The sequence below is a fragment of the Pseudomonas sp. R4-34-07 genome, from assembly GCF_003852375.1.
GTDB lineage: Bacteria > Pseudomonadota > Gammaproteobacteria > Pseudomonadales > Pseudomonadaceae > Aquipseudomonas.
Genome location: NZ_CP027760.1, coordinates 3,422,641 through 3,445,514 on the forward strand (window position 1 = coordinate 3,422,641; position 22,874 = coordinate 3,445,514).

General features: G+C 62.7%; 15 protein-coding genes. 6 read left to right on the plus strand and 9 right to left on the minus strand.

Annotation, left to right across the window (positions count from 1 at the left end; translation table 11 throughout):
• The first annotated feature begins 162 nt into the window (after positions 1-162).
• Together C4J85_RS15710 and C4J85_RS15715 are read left to right on the plus strand one after the other, a co-directional pair.
• A complete protein-coding gene (locus C4J85_RS15710; RefSeq protein WP_124363163.1) occupies positions 163-1,014 on the plus strand; it encodes a CAP domain-containing protein in 852 nt (283 codons plus the stop codon).
• A 172-nt stretch (positions 1,015-1,186) separates the two neighbouring features.
• Positions 1,187-3,391: an ATP-binding protein gene (locus C4J85_RS15715; RefSeq protein WP_124410149.1), complete on the plus strand. Its 2,205-nt coding sequence runs from the start codon at positions 1,187-1,189 to the stop codon at positions 3,389-3,391.
• On the opposite strand, the gene C4J85_RS15720 is transcribed toward C4J85_RS15715, so the two are convergent.
• The 4 genes from C4J85_RS15720 to C4J85_RS15735 all read right to left on the minus strand — a co-directional run bounded on the left by C4J85_RS15720 (position 3,370) and on the right by C4J85_RS15735 (position 12,314).
• Positions 3,370-4,497 carry a diguanylate cyclase gene (locus tag C4J85_RS15720; RefSeq protein WP_124410150.1) on the minus strand — a complete coding sequence of 376 codons (1,128 nt, stop codon included), beginning with the start codon at positions 4,495-4,497 and terminating at the stop codon, positions 3,370-3,372. The genes C4J85_RS15715 and C4J85_RS15720 overlap by 22 nt on opposite strands.
• Positions 4,498-4,587: 90 nt before the next feature.
• A complete protein-coding gene (gene glgB / locus C4J85_RS15725; protein ID WP_124410151.1) occupies positions 4,588-6,825 on the minus strand; it encodes a 1,4-alpha-glucan branching protein GlgB in 2,238 nt (745 codons plus the stop codon).
• A complete protein-coding gene (treS, locus tag C4J85_RS15730) occupies positions 6,822-10,169 on the minus strand; it encodes a maltose alpha-D-glucosyltransferase (RefSeq protein ID WP_124410152.1) in 3,348 nt (1,115 codons plus the stop codon). Before treS ends, glgB begins: the two co-directional genes overlap by 4 nt.
• 156 nt (positions 10,170-10,325) lie before the next feature.
• On the minus strand, positions 10,326-12,314 hold the full coding sequence (locus tag C4J85_RS15735; protein ID WP_124410153.1) for an alpha-1,4-glucan--maltose-1-phosphate maltosyltransferase: 1,989 nt from the start codon (positions 12,312-12,314) through the stop codon (positions 10,326-10,328).
• Between the two features lie 205 nt (positions 12,315-12,519).
• Here C4J85_RS15735 and C4J85_RS27515 point away from each other — a divergent pair, with 205 nt between their 5' ends.
• Positions 12,520-12,696 carry a hypothetical protein gene (locus tag C4J85_RS27515; RefSeq protein ID WP_164484545.1) on the plus strand — a complete coding sequence of 59 codons (177 nt, stop codon included), beginning with the start codon at positions 12,520-12,522 and terminating at the stop codon, positions 12,694-12,696.
• Here C4J85_RS27515 and C4J85_RS15740 read toward each other — a convergent pair.
• Positions 12,674-13,165 (minus strand): MgtC/SapB family protein, encoded by a 492-nt coding sequence (locus C4J85_RS15740; protein ID WP_124367308.1) that lies wholly within the window; start codon positions 13,163-13,165, stop codon positions 12,674-12,676. The genes C4J85_RS27515 and C4J85_RS15740 overlap by 23 nt on opposite strands.
• Before the next feature lie 123 nt (positions 13,166-13,288).
• On the opposite strand from C4J85_RS15740, the gene C4J85_RS15745 reads away from it, so the two are divergent.
• Together C4J85_RS15745 and mapR are read left to right on the plus strand one after the other, a co-directional pair.
• A complete protein-coding gene (locus C4J85_RS15745) occupies positions 13,289-13,528 on the plus strand; it encodes a DUF3203 family protein (protein WP_124367309.1) in 240 nt (79 codons plus the stop codon).
• 240 nt (positions 13,529-13,768) lie between these two features.
• Complete coding sequence (mapR, locus tag C4J85_RS15750; protein WP_124410154.1) at positions 13,769-15,178, plus strand: GntR family transcriptional regulator MpaR; 1,410 nt, start codon at positions 13,769-13,771, stop codon at positions 15,176-15,178.
• Positions 15,179-15,343: 165 nt separating this feature from the next.
• Here the strand turns inward: mapR and C4J85_RS15760 are convergent, their stop codons facing one another.
• Together C4J85_RS15760 and glsB are read right to left on the minus strand one after the other, a co-directional pair.
• Positions 15,344-16,090 carry an SDR family oxidoreductase gene (locus C4J85_RS15760; protein WP_124363173.1) on the minus strand — a complete coding sequence of 249 codons (747 nt, stop codon included), beginning with the start codon at positions 16,088-16,090 and terminating at the stop codon, positions 15,344-15,346.
• A 120-nt stretch (positions 16,091-16,210) separates the two neighbouring features.
• Entirely contained in the window at positions 16,211-17,119 is a 909-nt protein-coding gene (gene glsB / locus C4J85_RS15765) for a glutaminase B (protein ID WP_124365164.1), read from the minus strand.
• Positions 17,120-17,450: 331 nt separating this feature from the next.
• Between glsB and C4J85_RS15770 the strand changes: the two genes are divergently transcribed.
• Positions 17,451-18,533 (plus strand): LLM class flavin-dependent oxidoreductase, encoded by a 1,083-nt coding sequence (locus tag C4J85_RS15770; protein ID WP_124410156.1) that lies wholly within the window; start codon positions 17,451-17,453, stop codon positions 18,531-18,533.
• A 54-nt stretch (positions 18,534-18,587) separates the two neighbouring features.
• Here the strand turns inward: C4J85_RS15770 and uvrA are convergent, their stop codons facing one another.
• Together uvrA and C4J85_RS15780 are read right to left on the minus strand one after the other, a co-directional pair.
• The gene (uvrA, locus tag C4J85_RS15775; protein WP_124410157.1) at positions 18,588-21,113 is read right to left on the minus strand and encodes an excinuclease ABC subunit UvrA; all 2,526 of its coding nucleotides are present in this window, start codon (positions 21,111-21,113) and stop codon (positions 18,588-18,590) included.
• Positions 21,110-22,822 carry an ATP-binding protein gene (locus C4J85_RS15780; RefSeq protein WP_124410158.1) on the minus strand — a complete coding sequence of 571 codons (1,713 nt, stop codon included), beginning with the start codon at positions 22,820-22,822 and terminating at the stop codon, positions 21,110-21,112. The genes uvrA and C4J85_RS15780 overlap by 4 nt, the downstream gene beginning before the upstream one ends.
• Between the last annotated feature and the right edge of the window lie 52 nt (positions 22,823-22,874).

The following is a 22,874-nucleotide window of genomic DNA, read 5'->3' on the forward strand; positions in this document are numbered from 1 at the left end:
TTTCACGTCAAGGCAGTGGCGATTGTACCTGTTGCACGCCGTGAAGCCTCGGCCCTGAACCGCCGGCACTCAAGCATTGAACAAAAAAAGTTCGGACCAACGGGTGCATGCACGCACCTGGATCGCGCATCATGGGCACTTTCAAGCTCAAGAGTAACGTCCATGCGCGTTCTGTCATTGATGATGGGTCTTACGACGCTGGCCGCCAGTACGGTGTTCTGCGCCAGCGCGATGGCGAATGAAGAAAGTCAGTTGGTGCAACAGATCAACCAGTACCGCAGCCAGGTGCAGCGCTGCGGCGACCAGGGTTCCCAGGAGTTGCCGCCGCTCAACAGCGATACACGGCTGGTGCTGCCGGCCACCAATGTCGGTGATTTGCAGCAGTCGCTGGCGCGGGCCGCGTACCCCATGGTCAACGTGCAGGCCATCAGCCTGTCCGGGCCCAGGGATGCCGAAGCCGCCATGAAAGCGGTGCGTGAAAGCTTCTGTCGCGTGGTACTCGACCCGCAATTCGTCGACATCGGCGTGAGCAACAGCGGCCAGGACTGGCGCATCGTGCTCGCCCGCCCGCTGCTGACCAGCGGCCTGGGCGACTGGCAGACCGAAGGCCGCAAACTGCTCGACCTGATCAACGCCGCCCGCGCCCAGCCGCGCCAGTGCGGCACCCAGGCGTTCACGGCGACTACGCCGCTGTCGTGGAACGACGATCTGGCCGGTGCCGCCAACAGCCATACCCGCAACATGGCCAACGGCAACTTTTTCGATCATCTCGACCACGACGGCCGTACCCCCGGCGATCGCGCCGAGCTGGCCGGGTATATCGCAAAAAACATCGGCGAAAACATCGCCGCCGGCCTCGATACCCCACGCAAGGTGCTCGACGGTTGGCTCGCCAGCCCCGGCCATTGCGCCAACCTGATGAACCCGCAATTTCGTGAATTGGGCGCGGCCTATGCGATGGACCCGAAAAGCGATGCGGGCATCTACTGGACGGGGCTGTTCGGCGCGCAATAACGGTGGGCGGCGGCCCGGCCCTGCGACGACTCGCCCCGCCAAATGGGCAATGAAATCAAAGTGCTATCTAGGAGATAATCGCGCTGAACTGATCCAGGTCAGGCCGGTCTGTTGCTAGTCGGTCTGACCTCTTCAAAGCCTAACAACGCGTAGCGAGCAAGGTGTGAACCCAATGATGAATTGGCTGCAAGGCAGCAGCGTAATGGCAGAGCGGGTTCGTCGGCATGATTGGGCCAGTACGCCCCTGGGGCCGGTTGAACACTGGCCGGACGTGTTGAAGACAACCGTTGCGCTGTGCTTCGCCTCCAGCTTTCCCCAAGCCATCGTCTGGGGGCCTGAGTTGATCACGCTTCACAACGATGCATTCGTGCCGATCCTGGGCAACAAGCCCGACGCCCTGGGCCGTCCGTTCAACGAGGTGTGGCACGAGGCATGGGATGACATCCGCCCTATCGCCGACACCGCGTTCGCCGGGCAGGCCACCTATATCGAAAACTTTCCGCTGTTGATCCTGCGTGACGACACGCCTGAACAAGCGTACTTCACCTTTTGCTACAGCCCGATCCGTGATGCAAAAGGCGCGGTAGTGGGGTTGCTCGATACCGTGACCGAAACCACCGCCACGGTCTTCCTCACCCGGCGCCTGGCCGTGCTGGACGCCATCGGCAACAGCGTTGCCACGGCCACCGACCCCGAAGCGATCATGATGTCGACCACCCGCTTGCTGGCCGAACACCTGCAAGTGTCGATTTGCGCCTACGCCGACATGGAAGACGATCAAGACAGCTTTACCATTCGCGGCGACTGGTCGGCGCAAGGCTCGCCGAGCATCATCGGCCATTACAGCCTGGCTGCGTTCGGTGAGCGCGCGGTGGCCTGCCTGCGCGCCGGCGAGCCTCTGGTGATCGGCAATAACCTGCTCGAGTTGCCGGCCCATGAAGCCGCGAACTTCCAGGCACTCGGTGTAACGGCGACGATTTGTATGCCGTTGATCAAAGACGGCCGCCTCACCGCGCTGATGGCCGTGCACGACAAACAGCCCCGCCACTGGTCCTCCTATGACCTGGCGCTGTTGGGCGAAGTCACCGAACGTTCCTGGGCGCATATCGAGCGCGTACGCGCCGATGCTGTGGTGCGTGAGGGCCTGGCGGCCTATACCGAACTCAATGCGACCCTGGAACAGCGCGTCGAAGAACGCACACGCGCCCTCGCCCAGGCCGAAGCCGCGTTGCGCCAGTCGCAAAAGCTCGAGGCCATCGGCCAACTCACCGGCGGCGTCGCCCATGATTTCAATAACCTGCTGACGATCATTCGCTCATCCGTGGACTTCCTGCGCCAGCCGGGGCTCTCGGAAGAACGCCGGCAACGCTATATGGGCGCGGTGTCCGATACCGTCGAGCGGGCCAGCAAGCTCACCAGCCAACTGCTCGCCTTCGCCCGCCGCCAGCCGTTGAATCCGCAGGTGTTCGATGTCAGCCAACGGGTGCGCAACATCGGCGACATGCTCGAGAGCGTCACCGGCGCACGCATTCAGGTGCAGGTGCAATTGCCTGACCAGCCTTGCTATGCGCGCATCGATCCCAGCCAGTTCGAAACCGCCCTGATCAACATCGCCCTCAATGCCCGCGACGCCATGGACGGCCAGGGCAGCCTGACCATCAAGGTCGCCGCCCAGCAACCGCTGCCGCGCATCCGCGGGGATGCCGAGTCGCGCCTGCCCTACATCGCTATTTCCCTGGCCGACACGGGCGTGGGCATTCCCGGCGATACCGTCGAACGCATTTTCGAGCCGTTCTTCACCACCAAGGCCGTCGGCAAGGGCACCGGCCTGGGCTTGTCGCAGGTGTTCGGCTTTGCCAAGCAATCGGGCGGCAATATCGATGTGGCCAGCACCCTGGGGCAAGGCACGGTGTTCACCCTGTACCTGCCCGAGGTGGAAGGCGAAGCCGCGCCCCGGCAGGACGCAGAGCAAGACCTTCCACCCCCGCTGGACCTGGCCCAACGGCATGTACTGATCGTGGAGGACAACCTGGAGGTGGGACGCTTCGCCAGCCAGATCCTCAAGGATCTGGGTTACCAGACCACCTGGGCCACCAACGCCGAACAGGCGCTGACGCTGGCCGGCAACGACGCCCAGGCCTTCGACGCGGTGTTCTCGGATGTGGTGATGCCTGGGATGACTGGCGTCGCCATGGCCAAGCTGATGCGCCAGCGCCGGGCGGACCTGCCGGTAGTGCTGGTCTCCGGATACAGCGAAGAACTGGCGGACAGTGGTTATGAAGGCTTTGAATTCCTCGCCAAACCCTACTCCGCCGAACAGGTTGCGCGCGCGTTGGCCAAGGCCATGGCCAAGGATCAGCCCGCCACGGCCACCTGATTGCGGCCCAGCGCCTTGGCCCGGTACAGCGCCTTGTCGGCGCTGTCCATCAAGCCATACAAGTCCAGCGCCTGGGTATGGGTCGAAGCCAGGCCCAGGCTGGCACTCAAGCCCTGCACTGGGTCGGCCCTCAGGTCGCCAATGGCCTGGACCAGTTGCTCGGCGATGCTGCGCGCGGTTTCCAGGGAGGTATTGGGCAGCAATATTGCGAACTCTTCGCCTCCCAGGCGGCCGTACACATCGACCTGGCGAAACGAGGTGCTGATCACGCTGCCAATCTGGCGCAACACCTGATCACCGGCTTGGTGCCCGTAGGTGTCATTGATGGTTTTGAAGTGATCCATGTCCAGCATCAGCACACACAGCGGCTGCTGCTCGCGCCGGCACTGGGCATAGAGCGCCTGGGCCTGTTCGAAAAAGGCCCGACGGTTCATCAACCCGGTCAGCTCATCGGTCTGGGAGGCGTGGGTTGAAATGGTGTGGGCGCGCTCCATTTGCCGGGTCAGGCGAAAGGCTTTTTCCAGGGCGTCGGACAGTTTGTGCGTGGCGGCCGCCACAAAGGACGAGAACACCAATACCGCCAGCGCCACGCCGACCTGCATCGGCGATGGCTGGAACAGCAACCACAGGGTACAAGGCAACAGCACCAGGCCCATGGACCCCAGCGACATGTAGCGATAGGCCGAATAGCAGGACACCGCGCCGACCGACATGCCCACGGCGAACAGCATGACCAGCACCTGGGACACGCGGTCATCCACCGGCATCACCGCCAGCGCCCCGCCCCCCCAGATGCCCGCCGACAGCATCAGTGTCAGCCAGTAACGCCGCTCCCACCGCGCCGGCGTACGCTCGCTGTCGGGACAGCGGAACCATTCAAGGAACAATTGCAGGCGCAGCAGTGAGGAACCGGCCAGCAGCACCAGCCATACCAGGATCAGCTGCTGGTCGAAGCGCTCCCAGCACAGCCAGCACAGCATGAGAGCGGCCAGGTAGCTGCCAAACAGCGCCGGGAATGACTGGCGAAACAGCTGGTGCAAACGGTCGGTGCGCACCTGCTGTTCGATAACACGGTCCGGGTCTTGCCCAAGCCCATGGCTATTCATGCGATTCGCCTGTCTGAGTGCTACGACAAAGGTGCCATTGTGGCACCCTGCCAGTAGCCCGGACAACAGCATCCGTCGCGCCAGGCGCGTTTAACTCTCCTGTGGTCGCAGAATCAACACACCCAAGGGTGGCAGGTTCAGCGACAGCGACACCGGCTGCCCGTGGCGGGGCTCATCCAGGGTCTGTACCGCACCGCCATTACCGTAGTTGGACCCGGCATACATGTCGGCGTCACTGTTGATCACTTCGCTCCAGCGTCCGGCGAAAGGCACGCCGACCGCATAGGCCTCACGCGGCACCGGGGTGAAGTTGGCGACGACCAGCACTGGCTTGCCGTCCTTGCTCCAGCGCAGCCAGGCATAGACGCTGTTGATCGCATCGTCGCCAATCAGCCACTGGAAGCCCTGGGGCGCGTCATCCTGCTCGTGCAGCGCCGGTTCCTCGCGGTACAGGCGGTTCAAGTCGCCCACCAGCTTCTGCACCCCACGGTGCTCGGGGTATTGCAACAGGTACCAGTCCAGTTGCTGGTCGTGGTTCCACTCGCGCCACTGGCCGAACTCGCAGCCCATGAACAGCAGCTTCTTGCCGGGGTGCATCCACATGAAACTCAGGTAGGCGCGCAGGTTGGCGAATTTCTGCCAGCGGTCGCCGGGCATCTTGTCGATCAACGAGTGCTTGCCGTGTACCACTTCGTCGTGGGAAATCGGCAGGATAAACCGCTCGGACCAGGCATACACCAGGCCGAAACTCAGCTCGTTGTGGTGATGGGCGCGGTACACCGGGTCTTGCTGGATGTAATGCAGCGAGTCGTGCATCCAGCCCATGTTCCATTTGTAGTTGAAGCCCAGGCCACCTTGCTGGGTGCTTTGGCTCACCCCCGGCCACGCGGTGGACTCCTCGGCGATCACCAGGGCGCCCGGCGCCTCCAGCGCCACCACGTCGTTCAAGTGGCGCAGGAAATCGATGGCTTCCAGGTTCTCGCGGCCACCGTGACGGTTGGGCACCCATTCACCGGCTTTGCGCGAATAGTCGCGATACAGCATCGACGCCACCGCATCTACGCGCAGGCCGTCGACGTGGAAGTGCTTGAGCCAATGCAATGCCGAGGCGAGCATGAAACCGTGCACCTCGGTACGGCCCAGATTGTAGATCAGCGTGTCCCAGTCCTGATGGAAACCTTCCAGCGGGTTGGCGTATTCGTACAGCGCGGTGCCGTCGAACTGCGCCAGGCCATGGGTGTCCGTCGGGAAATGCGCCGGCACCCAGTCAAGGATCACGCCGATGTCCGCCTGGTGGCAGGCGTTGACGAAATACGCGAAATCTTCCGGCGAGCCAAAGCGTGCGCTCGGCGCGAACTGGGACAAGGCCTGATAGCCCCACGAACCGCCGAAGGGATGCTCCATGATCGGCATCAGCTCGATATGGGTGAAGCCCAGTTGCTGCACATAGGGAATCAGCCGCTCGGACAGTTCGCGCCAGCCGTACTGGCGTGACACTTCCCCGGCCTCGTCCAGCTCGCATTGCCATGACCCTACGTGCAACTCGTAGATCGACAGCGGCGCGGTGGATTTCTGTTTGTCACCTCTAGCCTGCATCCACTCATGGTCCTGCCAGTCCACCTGCAACGGCGCGGCGACCTTCGAGGCGGTGTCCGGCGGCAGCTGGGTGGCCAGGGCCATCGGGTCGGCCTTGAGCGGCAAAATGCCGTGGGCACCGAGAATCTCGTACTTGTAGGCCGCCCCCGGTTGCAGACGCGGGATGAAAATCTCCCACACGCCCGATGGATGGCGCAGGCGCATCGGATGCCGGCGACCGTCCCAGATGTTGAAGTCGCCCACCACCGAGACCCGCCGGGCATTCGGCGCCCACACGGCGAAACGTACGCCCTGCACGCCGTCGACCGTGGTCACCTGGGCGCCCAGGCAACTGCCCAGGTCGCGATGGTTGCCTTCGGCAAACAGGTACAGGTCCATTTCACCGAGCAGCAATTGGTTGAAGCTGTACGGGTCTTCGGTGATCTGCTCGCCACCGGCCCACTGGATCTTGAGCAGGTAGGCCTGACGCGTGCTGAAGTGCCCGACGAACAGCCCCGGCACCTGGCTGGCGTCGAGGCTGCCGATCGGCTCGCCACTGTCACGTGCCAGTACCTGGACACTCAAGGCTTCGGGCAGGAACGCGCGGATAAATTGCCCGCCCTGCTCATCATCATGCGGCCCAAGGATCGAGAATGGATCGTGGTGCTCGGCGCGTACCAGCGCCTCGACGTCCTTGGACGCCGGCATTGCAGTCAACTTGGGCTGCAGCGGTTCTCTTTGCGTAAAACTCATGACGTCTCCCCACCGCGTGCAGTTTTCGATTCAGGTGTAAGCCCGCTGAGCAAACCGTGCAACCCTTGCAAGGGCACCGGCAACCAGCTCGGGCGATTTTCCGCTTCGTAGGCCACTTCATACGCGGCCTTCTCCAGGCTGAACAACGTCAGCGCGGCGTCCTGGCCGTTGGCATCCTGCCAGTCATGCGCCAGTGTAGCCGTCGCCGCCTGATAAGCCTGGGTAAATGCCTGGCGGGCTTCACTCAGGTAACGCTCGGTCACGCGCCGTCGCGCGGCGTCGGCTTCCGGCGATTGATCAACCCCTTGCACGTTCAGGGCCATGGCCGCTGCGTAATCGAAGGAGCGCAACACCCCACTCACGTCCTTGTAGGGGCTGTGCTTGCCGCGCCGTTCATGCAGCGGGCGCGCCGGTTCGCCTTCAAAGTCGATCAAATAGGCATCGCCCTTGACCACCAGTACCTGGCCCAGGTGCAAGTCACCGTGGACGCGAATCCGCAACCCGCCCAGCGTGGCTTTCGCCAGTGCCTGGACATGGCTGCCGATGGCTTTTTTCTGCGCCAGTAATTCACTGACCAGCGCCTGATCGGCGGGGTTCAACTGGCTTTGATTTACTTTGAGCAACTGCAGGGCCCGCTCGATCTGCGCCCCCACATCCTTGGCCCAGGCCTGGGTGTCCTTGACCGAAGTGACTTCGGGCTTGAAGTCCTTGTTCTGGGTGGGCGCGCCCAACACCACGTGCATCTCGCCCAGACGCTGGCCGAGCAGGCCGGCAAAGTCGGCCAGTTCGCCCAGGGCGTTGTAATGCTGCTCCTGTTCGGAAATCGCCTCGGCCAGTTCGTCGCGAATGGCGCGTTCGAGGTTGTTCTGGGTCCAGCTCCAGGCGTCGCCCTGGTTGCTCAGGTAGCCCTGGGCAATCATCAGCAGGTTGTCCTGGCCCTCGGCGTCGCGCCGGCTCATCGAGCCCATCAACGGCGAAATGTTCGGGTATTCGGCTGCGGTCAGGTAGGCGCTCATTTCCAGTTCCGGGTGCACCCCGGCACTGACTTTGCGGATCAGCTTGAGCACCAGGCTCTCGCCGACCACCACCGAACTGTTGGACTGCTCGGCAGACAAGTAGCGCACCGCTGATTCATCCGTCAGCTGCAAGGCTGCCAGGTGCGGCGTGGCCTCAAAGCGCAGGTCACCCTCGCTGCTATTGAGTACGGTGCCGGCCTGCAGGCTTTGGATCACACTGCGCACAAAATGCTCGAGGCTGAACGCGTCGGTGACCAGCCCTACCTGGCGGCTGCGCCGTACGCGGGCCATTGCCAATTGTTGCGGCAAGGCGCTGGTGAGCTGGTCTTCGCCAAGAAAGCCGAACGGCAGCTGATACCGGCTGGTCTGGCCCGCGCTGGTGACGTCGATCTCGCTGAGCAGCACCGGGTGCTGGGCGTCGCCGAAGCGCACGCCGTAGGCGATATGCACACTATCGATGGTGGCGTCCTTACCGGCGAACCAGCGGCGCTTGGGCAGCCAGGCCGGCAGCGAAGTGTGCTCCAGGGTGGTGCGGCAGGGGTCTTCCAGTAACTCTTCCATACGTTTTTTCAACACCAATGTCGTGAAGTCAGGAATGCTCTGGGCCGGTTCCACATGCCAGCTGGGCATCTGGTTTTCCGCCGCCAGCACGAACCAATAAAAGCCATAGGGCGCCAGGGTCAGCAGGAAATTCAGTTGGCCGATGGGCGGGAACGCGTTACCGCCGAGCATCTCCACCGGCACCATGCCGGCGAACGCCGACAGGTCCAGCTCCGCTGCCTGGGCACTGCGCGAGACGTTGGCCACGCAAAGGATTGTTTCAGTGCGGCCGTCCTCTCCGGTGTACTCACGGGTATAGGCCAGGATGCGGCGATTGCTCGGCGACAGCATTTTCAGGCTGCCCCGGCCAAACGCCTTGGATTGCTTGCGCACCGCCAGCATGCGCCGCGTCCAGTTCAGCAATGAGTGCGGGTCCTGGGCCTGGGTTTCGACGTTGACCGACTGATAGCCGTATTGCGCGTCCATGATCGGCGGCAGCACCAGACTGGCCGGGTCGGCGCGGGAGAAACCGCCATTGCGGTCGATGGACCATTGCATCGGCGTGCGCACGCCATCGCGGTCACCCAGGTAAATGTTGTCGCCCATGCCGATTTCGTCGCCGTAGTAGAGGGTCGGCGTGCCGGGCATCGACAGCAACAGGCTGTTGAGCAGTTCCACGCGGCGCCGGTCACGCTCCACCAACGGCGCCAGGCGCCGGCGAATACCCAGGTTGATGCGTGCACGACGGTCCGCAGCATAGTAGTTCCACAGGTAGTCGCGCTCTTTGTCGGTGACCATCTCCAGGGTCAGTTCATCGTGGTTGCGCAGGAAAATCGCCCACTGGCAATTGGCCGGAATTTCCGGGGTCTGGCGCAGGATGTCGGTAATCGGAAAGCGATCTTCCTGGGCCAGGGCCATGTACATGCGCGGCATCAACGGGAAGTGGAAAGCCATATGGCATTCGTCGCCGTCGTCGCCCTTCCTGTCACCGAAATAGAGTTGGGTGTCTTCGGGCCATTGGTTGGCTTCGGCCAGCAGCATGCGGTCTGGGTAATTCGCGTCAATTTCGGCGCGGATCTGTTTGAGCACCCCGTGGGTTTCGGCGAGGTTCTCGTTGTTGGTGCCGTCCCGCTCGATCAGGTAGGGAATCGCATCCAGGCGCAGGCCGTCGATGCCCAGGTCGAGCCAGTAACGCATCACCGACAGCACGGCTTTCATCACCTGGGGGTTGTCGAAGTTAAGGTCGGGCTGGTGCGAATAGAAACGGTGCCAGAAGTACTGGCCGGCCACCGGGTCCCAGGTCCAGTTGGACTTCTCGGTGTCGAGGAAGATGATCCGCGTACCGTCGTATTTCTGGTCGTCATCCGACCACACGTAGAAGTCCCGCGCCGCCGAGCCCGGTTTGGCCTTGCGGGCGCGCTGGAACCAGGGGTGCTGGTCGGACGTGTGGTTAATCACCAGTTCAGTGATCACCCGCAGCCCACGCTTGTGGGCCTCGGCTATGAAACGCTTGGCGTCGGCCATGGTCCCGTAGTCGCTGTGTACGCCACGGTACTCGGCGATGTCGTAGCCGTCATCGCGGCGTGGCGAGGGATAGAACGGCAGCAGCCAGATAGTGTTCACGCCGAGGTCGGCAATGTAGTCGAGCTTGGCGATCAGCCCCGGAAAATCGCCGATGCCGTCGTTGTTGGAGTCGAAATAGGATTTGACATGCACCTGGTAAATCACCGCGTCCTTGTACCAGAGCGGGTCCTTGATAAAGGTGGCAGCCTTGGGTTTTTTCGCCATTGGAAACTCCTGGAACTGGATAATTCTTGCGGACTGAAACCGGGTCAATGTGGGAGGGGGCTTGCTCCCGATAGCAGAGCTTCAGTTGATAAATCAGGTGACTGACCCACCGCTATCGGGAGCAAGCCCCCTCCCACATTTTGATCTTCACTAGGTTCAGGAAGAGGTAATCCGCCAGATTCCGAACGGCATCTGCGGCTCCAGCCGAGTCCATTGGGTCTTGCCATACCAGGTCCAGCGATGGCCGTTCATCAAGTCTTCACCCTGGGTCTGGGCGTCGTCCGGCAAGCCCATCTCCCATAGCGGCAACTCGAAGTGCGCTTCCTGGGCGTTGTGCGGGTCGAGGTTGACGGCCACCAGCACGAAATTGCTGCCGTCCTCGCTGCGCTTGCCGAAGTACAGGATGTTGTCGTTCCAGGCGTTGTAGAGCTTGAGCCCCAGGTGCGTCTGCAACGCCGGGTTTTGCCGGCGGATGCGATTGAGCTGGGCGATCTCGGCAATGATGTTGCCAGGCGCAGTGAAGTCGCGCGGGCGGATCTCGTATTTCTCCGAGTCCAGGTATTCCTCTTTACCCGGCACCGGCGCGGACTCGCACAATTCGAACCCGGAATACATGCCCCACAGGCCCGAGCCCATGGTGGCCAGCGCGGCGCGGATCAGAAAGCCCGCGCGGCCGGACTCGTGCAGGAAGCCAGGGTTGATGTCCGGCGTATTGACGAAGAAATTCGGCCGGTAGCATTCGCGCCACGGCGACTGGTTCAACTGGGTGAAATACTCACTCAGTTCGGCCTTGGTATTGCGCCAGGTGAAATAGGTGTAGCTCTGGGAATAACCGACCTTACCCAGGCGCGCCATCATTGCCGGGGTGGTAAAGGCTTCGGCCAGGAAGATCACCTCCGGGTATTTGGCCCGCACATCGCTGATCAACCATTGCCAGAACGGCAGCGGCTTGGTGTGCGGGTTGTCCACGCGGAAGGTCTTCACGCCCTCTTCCACCCAGCCCACCACGACGTCGCGCAGTTCGGTCCACAGGCCGGGAATCGCATCCGCCGCGTAAAAGTCGACGTTGACGATGTCCTGGTACTTTTTCGGCGGGTTTTCCGCGTATTTGATCGTGCCGTCCGGGCGCCAGTTGAACCAGCCCGGATGCTGCTTGAGCCACGGGTGGTCCTGGGAGCACTGGATGGCGAAGTCGAGGGCGATTTCCAGGCCGTGGTCGGCAGCGGCCTTGACCAGACGGCGGAAATCCTCGCGGCTGCCCAGTTGCGGGTGGATCGCCTCGTGCCCGCCCTCTTCGCTGCCAATTGCGTAGGGGCTGCCGGGATCATCGGGGCCGGCGTTCAGGGAATTGTTCTTGCCCTTGCGATGGCTGCGGCCGATGGGATGGATCGGCGGGAAGTACAGCACGTCAAAGCCCATGTCATGGATCATCGACAAGCGTGAATGCACATCGTTGAAAGTGCCATGCCGGGCCGGATCGTCGGTGATCGAGCGGGGAAACAGCTCGTACCAGCTGGCAAACTGGGCGCGCTCGCGCTCCACGTCGATCGGGTATACGCGACTGATGCTCAAATAGGCGCGGTGGTCGGCCTGGGTCATCAGGTGTGCACTGTCTTCGTGCAGGAACTGCGCGACCTGCTCGGTTTCCAGCAGGCCGGAGAGTTCGTGATGCAGCAGCATCAAGCGGTCGCGCAGTTCGTTGTCACTGCGCTCGGCGGCCTGCAGCACCAGGCTGCGGCCTTCCTGCAGCTCCAGGCTGACCGGCACCCCGGCTTCGTGCTTTTTGCGCAATTCATAGCAGAAGCTGGCGAAGGTATCGATCCAGGCCTCGATGCAGTATTCATGGGGCCCCTGGGTGGTGACGGTGAATGCACCTTCCCAGCCGTTGTTGCCCACATCGCTCATGACCACGCTGTGCCAGTTTTCCTGCCCGCGCGGGCGCCAGCGCACCAGCACCGCCAGCTGGTCATGGCCATCGGCGAATACTTTACTGGTCACGTTGACGCGCTGGCCAACGACCGCCTTGACGGCAAACTCGCCACCATCGATCACCGGCATGGTGCTTTCAATCGCAATTCTGGGTAATAGCAGCGCCTGGGACAACGGCAATAAAGACTCTTCTGGAACCAGTGTTTCAGCAGTCATCGAGCATATTCCCCTTACGCCCTGTGGACGCTCTGTGCTTGATCCGAATTCTTGAGATGGCGGCGCGCTCGCTGAGCAGGCCCGTATTAGGTCCGAGCCTGGGCTTCGGGCAAAAGTTCAGGTGAATATGCCGCCACCCGGCGGGGAATCAATTCCCACCGACGGCTGTCCACCCATAGAGCAAAGCACAAAGGAGGCCACACCGATGAATATCCCCATCCCGGCTGAAACCCCGGACCCGAACATCGACAACCCGACGCTGCCCCCCACCGAGCCTGCACCGATTCCGGAAAAAGAACCGCCGGAGAACGAGCCGCCACCGGTGCAGGAACCGCCGACCACGATGCCGCCTGTGATCGTCAGTCCTTCTCGAAACGCTTGACGATTTTCGGCATCACGCTGAACACCGCCAGGGCCAGCAAGGTACTGAGTACTGCTGTCGATTCCCGGCCCAGACCGGCCGAAACCCCAATCGCAGCGGTCATCCACAAACCGGCGGCAGTGGTCAGGCCCTTGACGTGGCCGGCATCGTCATCCTTGCCCTTGATAATGGTGCCGGCCCCCAGGAAACCAATCCCGGCAATCACGCCCTGCACCACCCGGCTCATGGCATCGGCCTGATTGCCGGACATCTGCGGCACCATCACAAACAGCGCTGCGCCCAACGCCACCAGCATATGGGTGCGCACCCCGGCGGCCTTGCCCTTGCTCTCCCGTTCAAACCCGAGGATGCCACCGAGTAGCGCGGCCATCAGCAGGCGCACGGTCATCTGGGTGAGCTGCCTGGCGTCGCCGATATCGGCAAATTCAGCCTGCAGTGTTTGCCACGCTTCATGCAACCAAGCGTCCATGAATGCCCTCCTGTGTTTTTTATAGGTAAAGGATGGACAGCGGCGACCGCCAGTCAGTTGCGCGGAACCTGCCTACAACCGCAACGCCCTAACCTTCATCGCCCATGAACAAAGGAGACCGGCATGTCCCTACGTATCGAAGATCAGCTGTGCTACTTCACGCTCGGTGACAATGCTCAGGAACACAGCGTGCCTGCGACCCGAGTCAATATTGCGACCGACACCGAAAAATCCATGTCGTACGTAGAATTGGCGGCCGAGCGGATCTACATCACCGAAGCCGAGGCCGACGCCCTGACCGTTGCGGGGGCCCATGATGGGCGTCAGCATGTGAAGGCTGATGCACCTGGCTCGGTGATTTAACCTGTCCCTGTAGGAGCGAGCTTGCTCGCGAAAAACGCCCAGGCAACGCGTTCATTCTGAATAAATGCGGGGACCCGGAGTTCTTCGCGAGCAAGCTCGCTCCTACAGTAGGGCAAGCCCCTTCCCACATTTTGAGGCGGGTTGCGCCATCTGATCCGCTTTTTGTCGCACTACTTGATTCTGTTATGCAAACAGAGGTGCGGGTATAGTCCCCGGGGGAAATCAGCACCCAAGGCCCCCATGAAACGCTACGAAAAATTCGCCGAAGACATCGCAGAACTGATCCGCTCCGGCGTGCTCGGCCCCGGCCAGCGCGTGCCTTCGGTGCGTTACGCCAGCCAGACTTACGGCGTCAGCCCGTCCACGGTGTTCCAGGCCTACTACCTGCTGGAGCGCCGTGGCCTGATCCGCGCGCGACCGCGCTCCGGTTACTTCGTCAATACCCATGCGCCCAACCCGTTTTCCGAACCGGTGGTGAGCGCGCAGGTGCACGAGAGCACCGAAGTCGATGTGAGTGAGCTGGTGTTTTCGGTGCTGGATTCGATCAAAGACCCGAACACCGTGCCCTTCGGCTCGGCCTTCCCCAGCCCGATGCTGTTCCCGTTGCCGCGCCTGGCCCGCTCCCTGGCCAGTGCCAGCCGTGCGATGGACCCGCGCCTGGTGGTCACCGACATGTCCCCCGGCAACCCGCAACTGCGCCGTCAGATTGCGCTGCGCTACATGGTCGGCGGGCTGATGCTGCCCATGGAAGAACTGCTGATCACCAACGGCGCCCTGGAAGCGCTGAACCTGTGCCTGCAGGCCGTCACCGAGCCGGGCGACCTGGTGGCGATTGAAGCACCGGCGTTTTATGCCTGCCTGCAAGTGCTGGAGCGCCTGAAGCTCAAAGCCGTGGAAATTCCGGTGCACCCGCGCGACGGCATCGACCTTGACGCCCTGGCGCAGAGCCTTGCGCGTTACCCGATCAAAGCCTGCTGGAGCATGACCAGCTTCCAGAACCCCATGGGCGCCACGGTGCCGGAAGAAAAAAAGCGCGCCTTGGTCCAGCTACTGCGCAGCCACCAGGTGCCACTGATCGAAGATGACGTGTATGCCGAGCTGTATTACGGGCAGCATGCGCCGAAACCGGCCAAGGCTTTCGATACCGAGGGGCTGGTGCTGCACTGCGGCTCCTTTGCCAAGAGCCTGGCGCCGGGTTATCGCGTTGGCTGGGTGGCGGCTGGTCGCTTCGCGCAGAAGGTCGAGCGCTTGAAACTGATGACATCGCTGTGCCCGTCGATGCCGGCCCAGGCCGCGATTGCCGATTACCTGCAACACGGCGGCTACGACCGGCACCTACGCAAACTGCGCTATGCCCTGGAAGAACAGCAAAGCGCGATGCTCGCGGCGATCGGCCGTTACTTCCCGGCGCAGACCCGAGTCAGCCAACCGGCCGGCGGGTATTTCCTGTGGCTGGAACTGCCGGAGCACACCGATTCATTGAAGTTGTTTCAGATGGCCCTGGCACAAGGCATCAGCATCGCACCGGGGCCGATCTTTTCGGCAACCCGGCGCTTTCGCAACTGCATCCGGTTGAACTACGGCAGCCCGTGGACCGAAGCGTCGGAGCAGGCGATGGAGACCCTGGGCCGGATCGTACGCTCGTTTTGAGTTGCACAATGGCGCTCCGGCCAGTCAAGGCTCTTTGTAGGAGCGAGCTTGCTCGCGAAGAACGTCTAGGCAACGCATTCATTCTGAATAACCCCGGGGGCCCTGAGTTCTTCGCGAGCAAGCTCGCTCCTACAGTCGGCATGCATCGGTTGGGGAAACGCGCGATCAGCGCCCGCCCCCCAGATCGATAAACGTACCGGTGGCATACGAGGCCTTGTCCGACAGCAACCAGATAATCGCCTCTGCCACTTCATCCGGGCGCCCGCCACGGGCCATGGGGATGCCGGACTCCAGCTTGCTGACCCGGTCCGGGTCGCCACTGAGGGCGTGGAAGTCGGTGAAGATATAGCCGGGGCGCACCGCGTTGACGCGAATGCCCTCGCCCGCGACTTCCTTGGACAGGCCGAGGGTGAAGGTGTCGAGCGCGCCCTTGGACGCGGCATAGTCAACGTATTCCCCCGGCGAGCCCAGGCGCGCCGCCACCGACGAGACGTTGACGATACTGCCGCCCTGCCCGCCATGCCTGGGCGACATGCGCAGCAGCGCATGTTTGGCGCAGAGGATCGGGCCCAGTACGTTGGTCTTGAGGATTTTCAGGATACGGAACTCAGACATCTCATCGACCCGCGACTTATGGCCGACAGTGCCCGCATTATTCACCAGCGCCGTGACGCGGCCCAGCTCGGTATCGACACGGTTGAACAGGGCGATCACTTCATCTTCGTTACTGACGTCCGCGCGTACCGCAATCGCCTGTGCGCCAAGGCCGCGCACCTGTTCCAGTACACGCTGGGCGGCGTTTTCGTCGGACTGGTAGTTGATGCAGATGCGATAGCCCTGGCGAGCGGCCAGCAAGGCTGTTTCGGCGCCAATCCCGCGACTGCCTCCGGTAATGATGACGACTCTGTCCATGTGCAGTCTCCTGACTCAACCTGATGTTTGGGGTTGGGTTGAAGAATACCCGTCACGCAGGGCTTTTGTCAGGCGCGTGCGCGTGTTGGGATCGTTCCCACGAGAAGCGTGGCAACGATCTTAAAACACCGACCACCCAATCCGCTCACTCAACAACTCCAGCGCCTTCATCCCCGCCAGTGAATTCCCCGCCGCGTTCAATTCCGGCGACCAGACACACACCGTAAACTGCCCCGGCACCACCGCGACAATCCCGCCGCCTACCCCGCTCTTGCCCGGTAGCCCGACCCGATAGGCAAAATTGCCGGCCTCGTCATACAGCCCGCTGGTGGCCATGATCGAGTTCACCTGCTTGGTCTGGCGCGCGGTCAGAATCTGCTCGCCACTGTGGGCGCTCACGCCCTCGTTGGCCAGGAAGCTGAACGCCCTGGCCAAGTCCAGGCAGCTCATTTGCAACGCGCAGTAATTGAAGTAGCTGTGCAGCACCGCGTCCACATCGTTGTGGAAGTTACCGAAAGCCTTCATCAGGTAAGCCATGGCGGCGTTGCGCGCACCGTGCTGCGCTTCCGAATCGGCGACGACGCTGTTGACCAGGATCTGCGGGTTACCCGACAGGCGTCGTACGAAATCGCGCATCGACAGAATCGGCACGGCGAAGCGTGATTGGTTGATGTCGCAGATCACCAGCGCGCCGGCGTTGATAAACGGATTGCGCGGGCGGCCGCGTTCGAATTCCAGCTGCACCATGGAGTTGAACGGTTGCCCCGACGGTTCGTGGCCCAGGCGTTCCCAAATGGTTTCGCCGCCGTGGTCGATGGCCTGCACCAGGCTGAACACCTTGGAAATGCTCTGCACCGAGAACAGCGTGTCGGCATCACCGGCGCAGTAGGCCGCGCCGTCGTTGCCGTAGACCGCGATGCCCAACTGGTTGGCGGGCACGTCGGCCAGGGCGGGGATGTAGTCGGCGACTTTGCCGAGGCCGATCAGGGGGCGCACTTCGTCGAGGATCGACTCCAGCAGCGCCTGCATGTCTTGTCCTGTCATCTTCTTTGGATCAGTGGTGAGCGAGGCGCGCAGGATACTTCAATGGGCGCGATAGCCCCACACAATCTCTAGGGCCCGCTCGGCAACCAGCCGATAAATCAGGATCAACAACTTGCAGCGCCAAGTGAAAGCGAACGCAAGACCGCCGACTAAATGCAATCTACTGATAATAATAAAAACTATAATTCCATAATTTAATAATTAGGTTAGAACTAATCGGCCTTTTACAGACGCGCCCGTGCGGCCTACTTTCACGCTACGGACCGACCCCCTGCCCGGTGGAGGCTTGTTTATCGACTTCAACAAGGACCTGACCATGAGCATCGAATTCATCGGCTACATCGGCGGCCACCACGCCTCCGAGATCCACCCGCGCAGCGGCCCGACGCTGCAGCCAGACTACGTTGAGCGTGTGGCGCGCGCCCATGAAGAGGCCGGCTTCGACCGCGCCCTGGTGGCCTTCCACTCCACCAGCCCGGACAGCACGCTGATCGCGGCTCATGCCGCCAGCGTGACTCAGCGTCTGAAATTCCTGATCGCCCACCGCCCAGGCTTTGCCCAACCCACCTTGGCCGCGCGCCAGTTCGCCACGCTGGATGTGTTCAACGGCGGGCGTACCGCCGTGCATATCATCACCGGCGGCGACGACCGCGAACTGCGCGCCGATGGCAGCCATATCGGCAAGGACGAGCGTTACGCGCGCACCGACGAATATTTGAGCGTGGTGCGCCAGGAATGGACGAGCGACAAGCCCTTCGACTTCGCCGGCGCCTACTATCAGGTCGAAGGCGCGCACTCCACGGTGAAGTCGCCGCAGCAGCCGCATATCCCGTTGTACTTCGGCGGTTCGTCGGCGGCGGCGATCGCGGTGGCAGGCAAGCATGCGGATGTGTATGCGCTGTGGGGCGAAACCTATGAGCAAGTGCGCGAGGTCGTGACCCAGGTGCGTGCCGAGGCGGCCCGGCATGGGCGTACGATTCGCTTCAGCTTGTCATTGCGCCCGATCCTGGCCGAGACCGAGGAACTGGCGTGGCAGCGGGCAGACACTATTTTGCAGCAAGCCACGGCGCTGGCCGAACAGAGCGGCTTTGTGCGGCGCGAACCGCCCAATGAGGGCTCGCGCCGGTTGCTGGCGGCGGCAGCGCAAGGCTCGCGCCTGGATAAACGCCTGTGGACCGGGATTGCCGCCTTGCTCGGCGCACAGGGCAATTCCACGGCGCTGGTGGGCACGGCCGAGCAAGTCGCGCAGGCGCTGCTCGATTACTACGATCTGGGTATCACCACATTCCTGATTCGTGGGTTCGATCCGCTCAATGACGCGATCGACTATGGCAAGGCGCTGATACCGCTGACCCGCCAGTTGGTCGCTGAACGCGAGCGGGCCAGGCAAGTCGCTTGAGAACCGGTGGGAGGACGCTCGCGCCTCCCACATTTCTGGCGGCTAACCTGGCGACTAACTCAATCTCAATTCCCGCGCCAGGAACGGCGCCGTGCGGCTGGTTTTGCTGCTGGCAACTTTTTGCGGCGTACCACTGGCAACCACCTTGCCGCCCGCGTCCCCGGCACCCGGGCCGATGTCGATCACCCAGTCACTCTGCGCCACCACGCGCATCTCATGCTCGACCACCACCACCGTATGCCCCGCCTCGACCAATTGGTTGAGCTGGCTGAGCAAGCGGTCGACATCCCTGGGATGCAGGCCAGTGGTGGGTTCGTCCAGTACGTACAACGTGGCGCCCCGCGCATTGCGTTGCAGCTCGGTCGCCAGCTTGATGCGCTGCGCTTCACCGCCCGACAACTCAGTGGCCGGTTGGCCCAGGCGCAGATAGCCCAGGCCGATATCGCGCAGCACCTGCAGAGCGCGCAGCACGCCTGGTTGTTCGGCAAATACGTCGACGGCCTGCTCCACCGTCAAGCCCAACACTTGGGCGATGTTCAAGCCTTGCCATGTGATCGCCAGGGTCTCGGGGTTGTAGCGCGCACCGTGGCAGGTCGGGCATGGCGCATACACGCTGGGCATGAACAGCAATTCGACGCTGACAAAGCCCTCGCCTTCGCAGTTCGGGCAACGGCCCTTGGCCACGTTGAAGGAGAACTGCCCCGCATCGTAACCGCGCTTCTTCGCGGCTGGCGTGGCGGCGAACAGTTTGCGCACGTTGTCGAACAGCCCGGTATAGGTCGCCAGGTTGGAGCGCGGTGTACGGCCGATGGGTTTCTGGTCCACCTGCACCAGACGGCGGATATGTTCCAACCCGGCGCTGATGCGGCCCTCGCTGGCGGAAGGCGCAGCGTCTTCCAGGCTGGGCTCTTCGACGTTTTCCAACACGCGCCCGAGGCCGCTGCTGACCAGTTCCAACAGCGCCTGGCTGACCAGGCTGGACTTGCCCGAACCGGAAATCCCGGTCACTGCCGTGAAGCAGCCCAGCGGGAAATCCACCGCAAGATTCTTCAAGTTATTGCGCGTCACGCCTTGCAGCTTCAGCCAGCCGCTGGGTTGACGCCGCGCCGGGTTCGCCGGGCGCGGCTCGGCAAACAGGTATTCACGGGTCTGCGACGCGGCAATATCCGCCAACCCCGCCGGCGGGCCGCTGTACAGCACTTGCCCGCCGTGTTCGCCAGCGGCCGGGCCGACATCGATCAGCCAGTCGGCGCGGCGCATGGTTTCCAGGTCATGCTCCACCACAAACAGCGAATTGCCGGCCGCTTTCAACCGCGCCAGTGCACTGAACAAGGCCTCGCCATCGGCCGGATGCAGGCCTGCGGACGGCTCGTCGAGCACGTAGATCACGCCGAACAACTGCGAGCCCAGTTGCGTGGCCAGACGCAAGCGCTGCAACTCTCCGGACGACAGCGTCGGCGTGCTGCGCTCCAGGGCCAGGTAGCCCAGCCCCAGCTCGATCAACGTATTGACGCGTTCGAGCAGGTCCGCGGCGATGCGTTGGGCCGCCAGGCGTTTTTCCACTGACAACTTCATCTTGTCCTGCCCCGCCGCCACCGGCCGCAGCAACTCGGCCAGGCGGGTCAGGGACAGTTGCGACAACTCACCGATATCCACCCCGGCAAACTTCACCGACAGCGCAGCCTTGGTCAGGCGCTTGCCCTCGCACAACGGGCAGGCGCTGCCTTGCATGAACTGCGACACGCGCTTTTTCATCAGTGCACTTTGGGTGTGGGCGAAGGTGTGCAGGATGTAGCGCCGCGCGCCGCTGAAGGTGCCCTGGTAACTGGGCTCCAGCTTGCGTTTCAAGGCATCGCGGGTCTGCGCCGGGGTGAAGCCGGCGTACACCGGTACGGTGGGGGTTTCTTCGGTGAACAGGATCCAGTCGCGCTGTTTTTTCGGCAGGTCGCGCCACGGGATATCCACGTCGTAGCCCAGGGTCACGAGGATGTCGCGCAGGTTTTGCCCCTGCCAGGCCAGCGGCCAGGCTGCCACCGCGCGCTGGCGGATGGTCAGCGACGGGTCGGGCACCATCAGCGCTTCGGTCACTTCATACACGCGGCCCAGGCCATGGCATTGCGGGCACGCGCCCTGGGGCAGGTTCGGCGAAAAGTCCTCGGCATACAGCATCGCCTGCCCCGGCGGGTAGCTGCCGGCACGGGAATACAGCATGCGGATCAGGCTCGACAAGGTGGTCACACTGCCCACCGATGAACGCGCACTCGGCGTGCCCCGCTGCTGTTGCAGGGCCACGGCGGGGGGCAAGCCTTCGATGCTGTCGACATCCGGCACGCCGACCTGGTCGATCAAGCGCCGCGCATAGGGCGCCACCGACTCGAAATAGCGGCGCTGGGCCTCGGCGTAGACGGTGGAAAACGCCAGGGACGATTTGCCGGAACCGGACACGCCAGTGAACACCACCAGGGCATCCCGGGGAATATCCACATCGACGTTACGCAAGTTGTGTTCGCGGGCGCCGCGCACCCGCACGAAGCCGGTGTGCTGAGCGGTCGGTGCTGGGGTGTTGCGTTGTGAAGTCATGGACAACCTTGTCTGGCGGTGAGAACGCTGCGCACCCGTTGCGTGAGGGCATCGGGGCTGTAGGGCTTGCTCAGCAGGTGAATATCAGCGCTCAGCAGATGATTGGAGGAAAGAATGTCGCGGGTGTGGCCGGAGGTGAACAGCACCGGGATCGGCGGCACCTGCTCACGCGCCCAGTTGGCCAGGTCGATGCTCTTGATGCGACCGGGCATCACCACATCGGTAAAAATCAAGTCCGGCTGCAGGCCGGCCTGCAGCTTGGCCATGGCCTGGTCGCCGTCTTCGGCCGTCAGCACCGTGTAGCCCGATTGTTGCAGCAGCTCCACCACGGCCAGGCGCACGCCTTCATTGTCTTCCACCACCAGGATGGTTTCCTGGCCGGTACAAGGGCTCTCCTGGCCAATGTCCGGCTCCAGATGCTCCGGTTCCAGGCTGCGCGGGAAATACATCTGCACCACCGAACCTTTGTTTTCCTCGCTCCAGATGTCCACATGCCCGCCGCTTTGCCGGACGAAGCCAAACACCATGCTCAGCCCCAGGCCAGTGCCCTGCCCTTCGCGCTTGGTGGTAAAAAACGGCTCGAACGCACGCTTGAGCACGGTGGGCGGCATTCCAGTGCCCGTGTCGGTGACAGCCAGGCGCACGTACTCGCCGGGCTTGATGCTTTTGCCCGCGCATTCGGCCGGGTTGAGAATGATGTTTTCGCCAGTGATACGAATCACGCCCTCGCCGTGCATGGCATCGCGGGCATTGATCGCCAGGTTGAGCAGCGCGTTTTCCAGCTGGTTGCGGTCGACGTTGATGCACCAGGAATCCTGCGGCAATTGCACGTCGATATGAATGGTTTCGCCCAGCGCGCGTTGCAGCAGTTCACCGAGACCGGCGTAGATACGTTGCGGGTTGTACACCGCCGGCGACAAGGGCTGCCGCCGGGCAAACGCCAGCAGTTGCGAGGACAGGGTGGCCCCGCGTTCCACCGCAGCAATCGCGGCAGAAACACGCCGCTGCACCTGCGCGTTGTCCGGCTCATGACGGGCCAGCAGGTGCAAGTTGCCGGCAATCACTTGCAGCAGGTTGTTGAAGTCGTGGGCCACGCCGCCGGTCAGGCCGCCAATCGCTTCCAGCTTCTGCGACTGGCGCAACTGCTCTTCTGCGGCGGAACGCGCCTGCACTTCGGCGGCTACGCGCTGCTCCAGATTGTGGGTCAGCTCCTGGCGCACGCGCTCGGACCGCACCAGTTCAGTGGTCTCTACCACGATCGCCAGCACCCCGGCCGGTTGCTGGTTGTCACCGGCCACGGGGCTGTAATAGAGGTCCATCCACAAGGTTTCCGGCTTGCCGTTGCGCGACAACACCAGTTCCTTGTTGTTGAACGACAAGGTGCCGCCCGCCAGGCATGTATCCACTACATGCCGATTGAACTCGGCCACTTCCGGCCACCCCAGTTCCACCGGCGTGCCCAGCAAGTACGGATGGCGTCCGCCGGCAAACATTGAGTAGCTGTCGTTGTAGATCATGTAACCCGCCCGCCCCCACAACATCACCATGGGTACAGGCGAGGCGAGCATCATCTGCACGGTGCAGGCCAGGCTGGTGGACCAGCGATCAATCGGGCCGAGGTCGGTGGTTGACCAGTCAAACCCGCGAATCCGCTGGGCCATTTCACCGGACCAGCCTTCACAGCCGTGGGGGTTGGATAAGAATTGCATGTTCGGGCTCTGGGCAGTGAGAGGACAGTCGCAGGTTTTGGAGCGCAGCGGC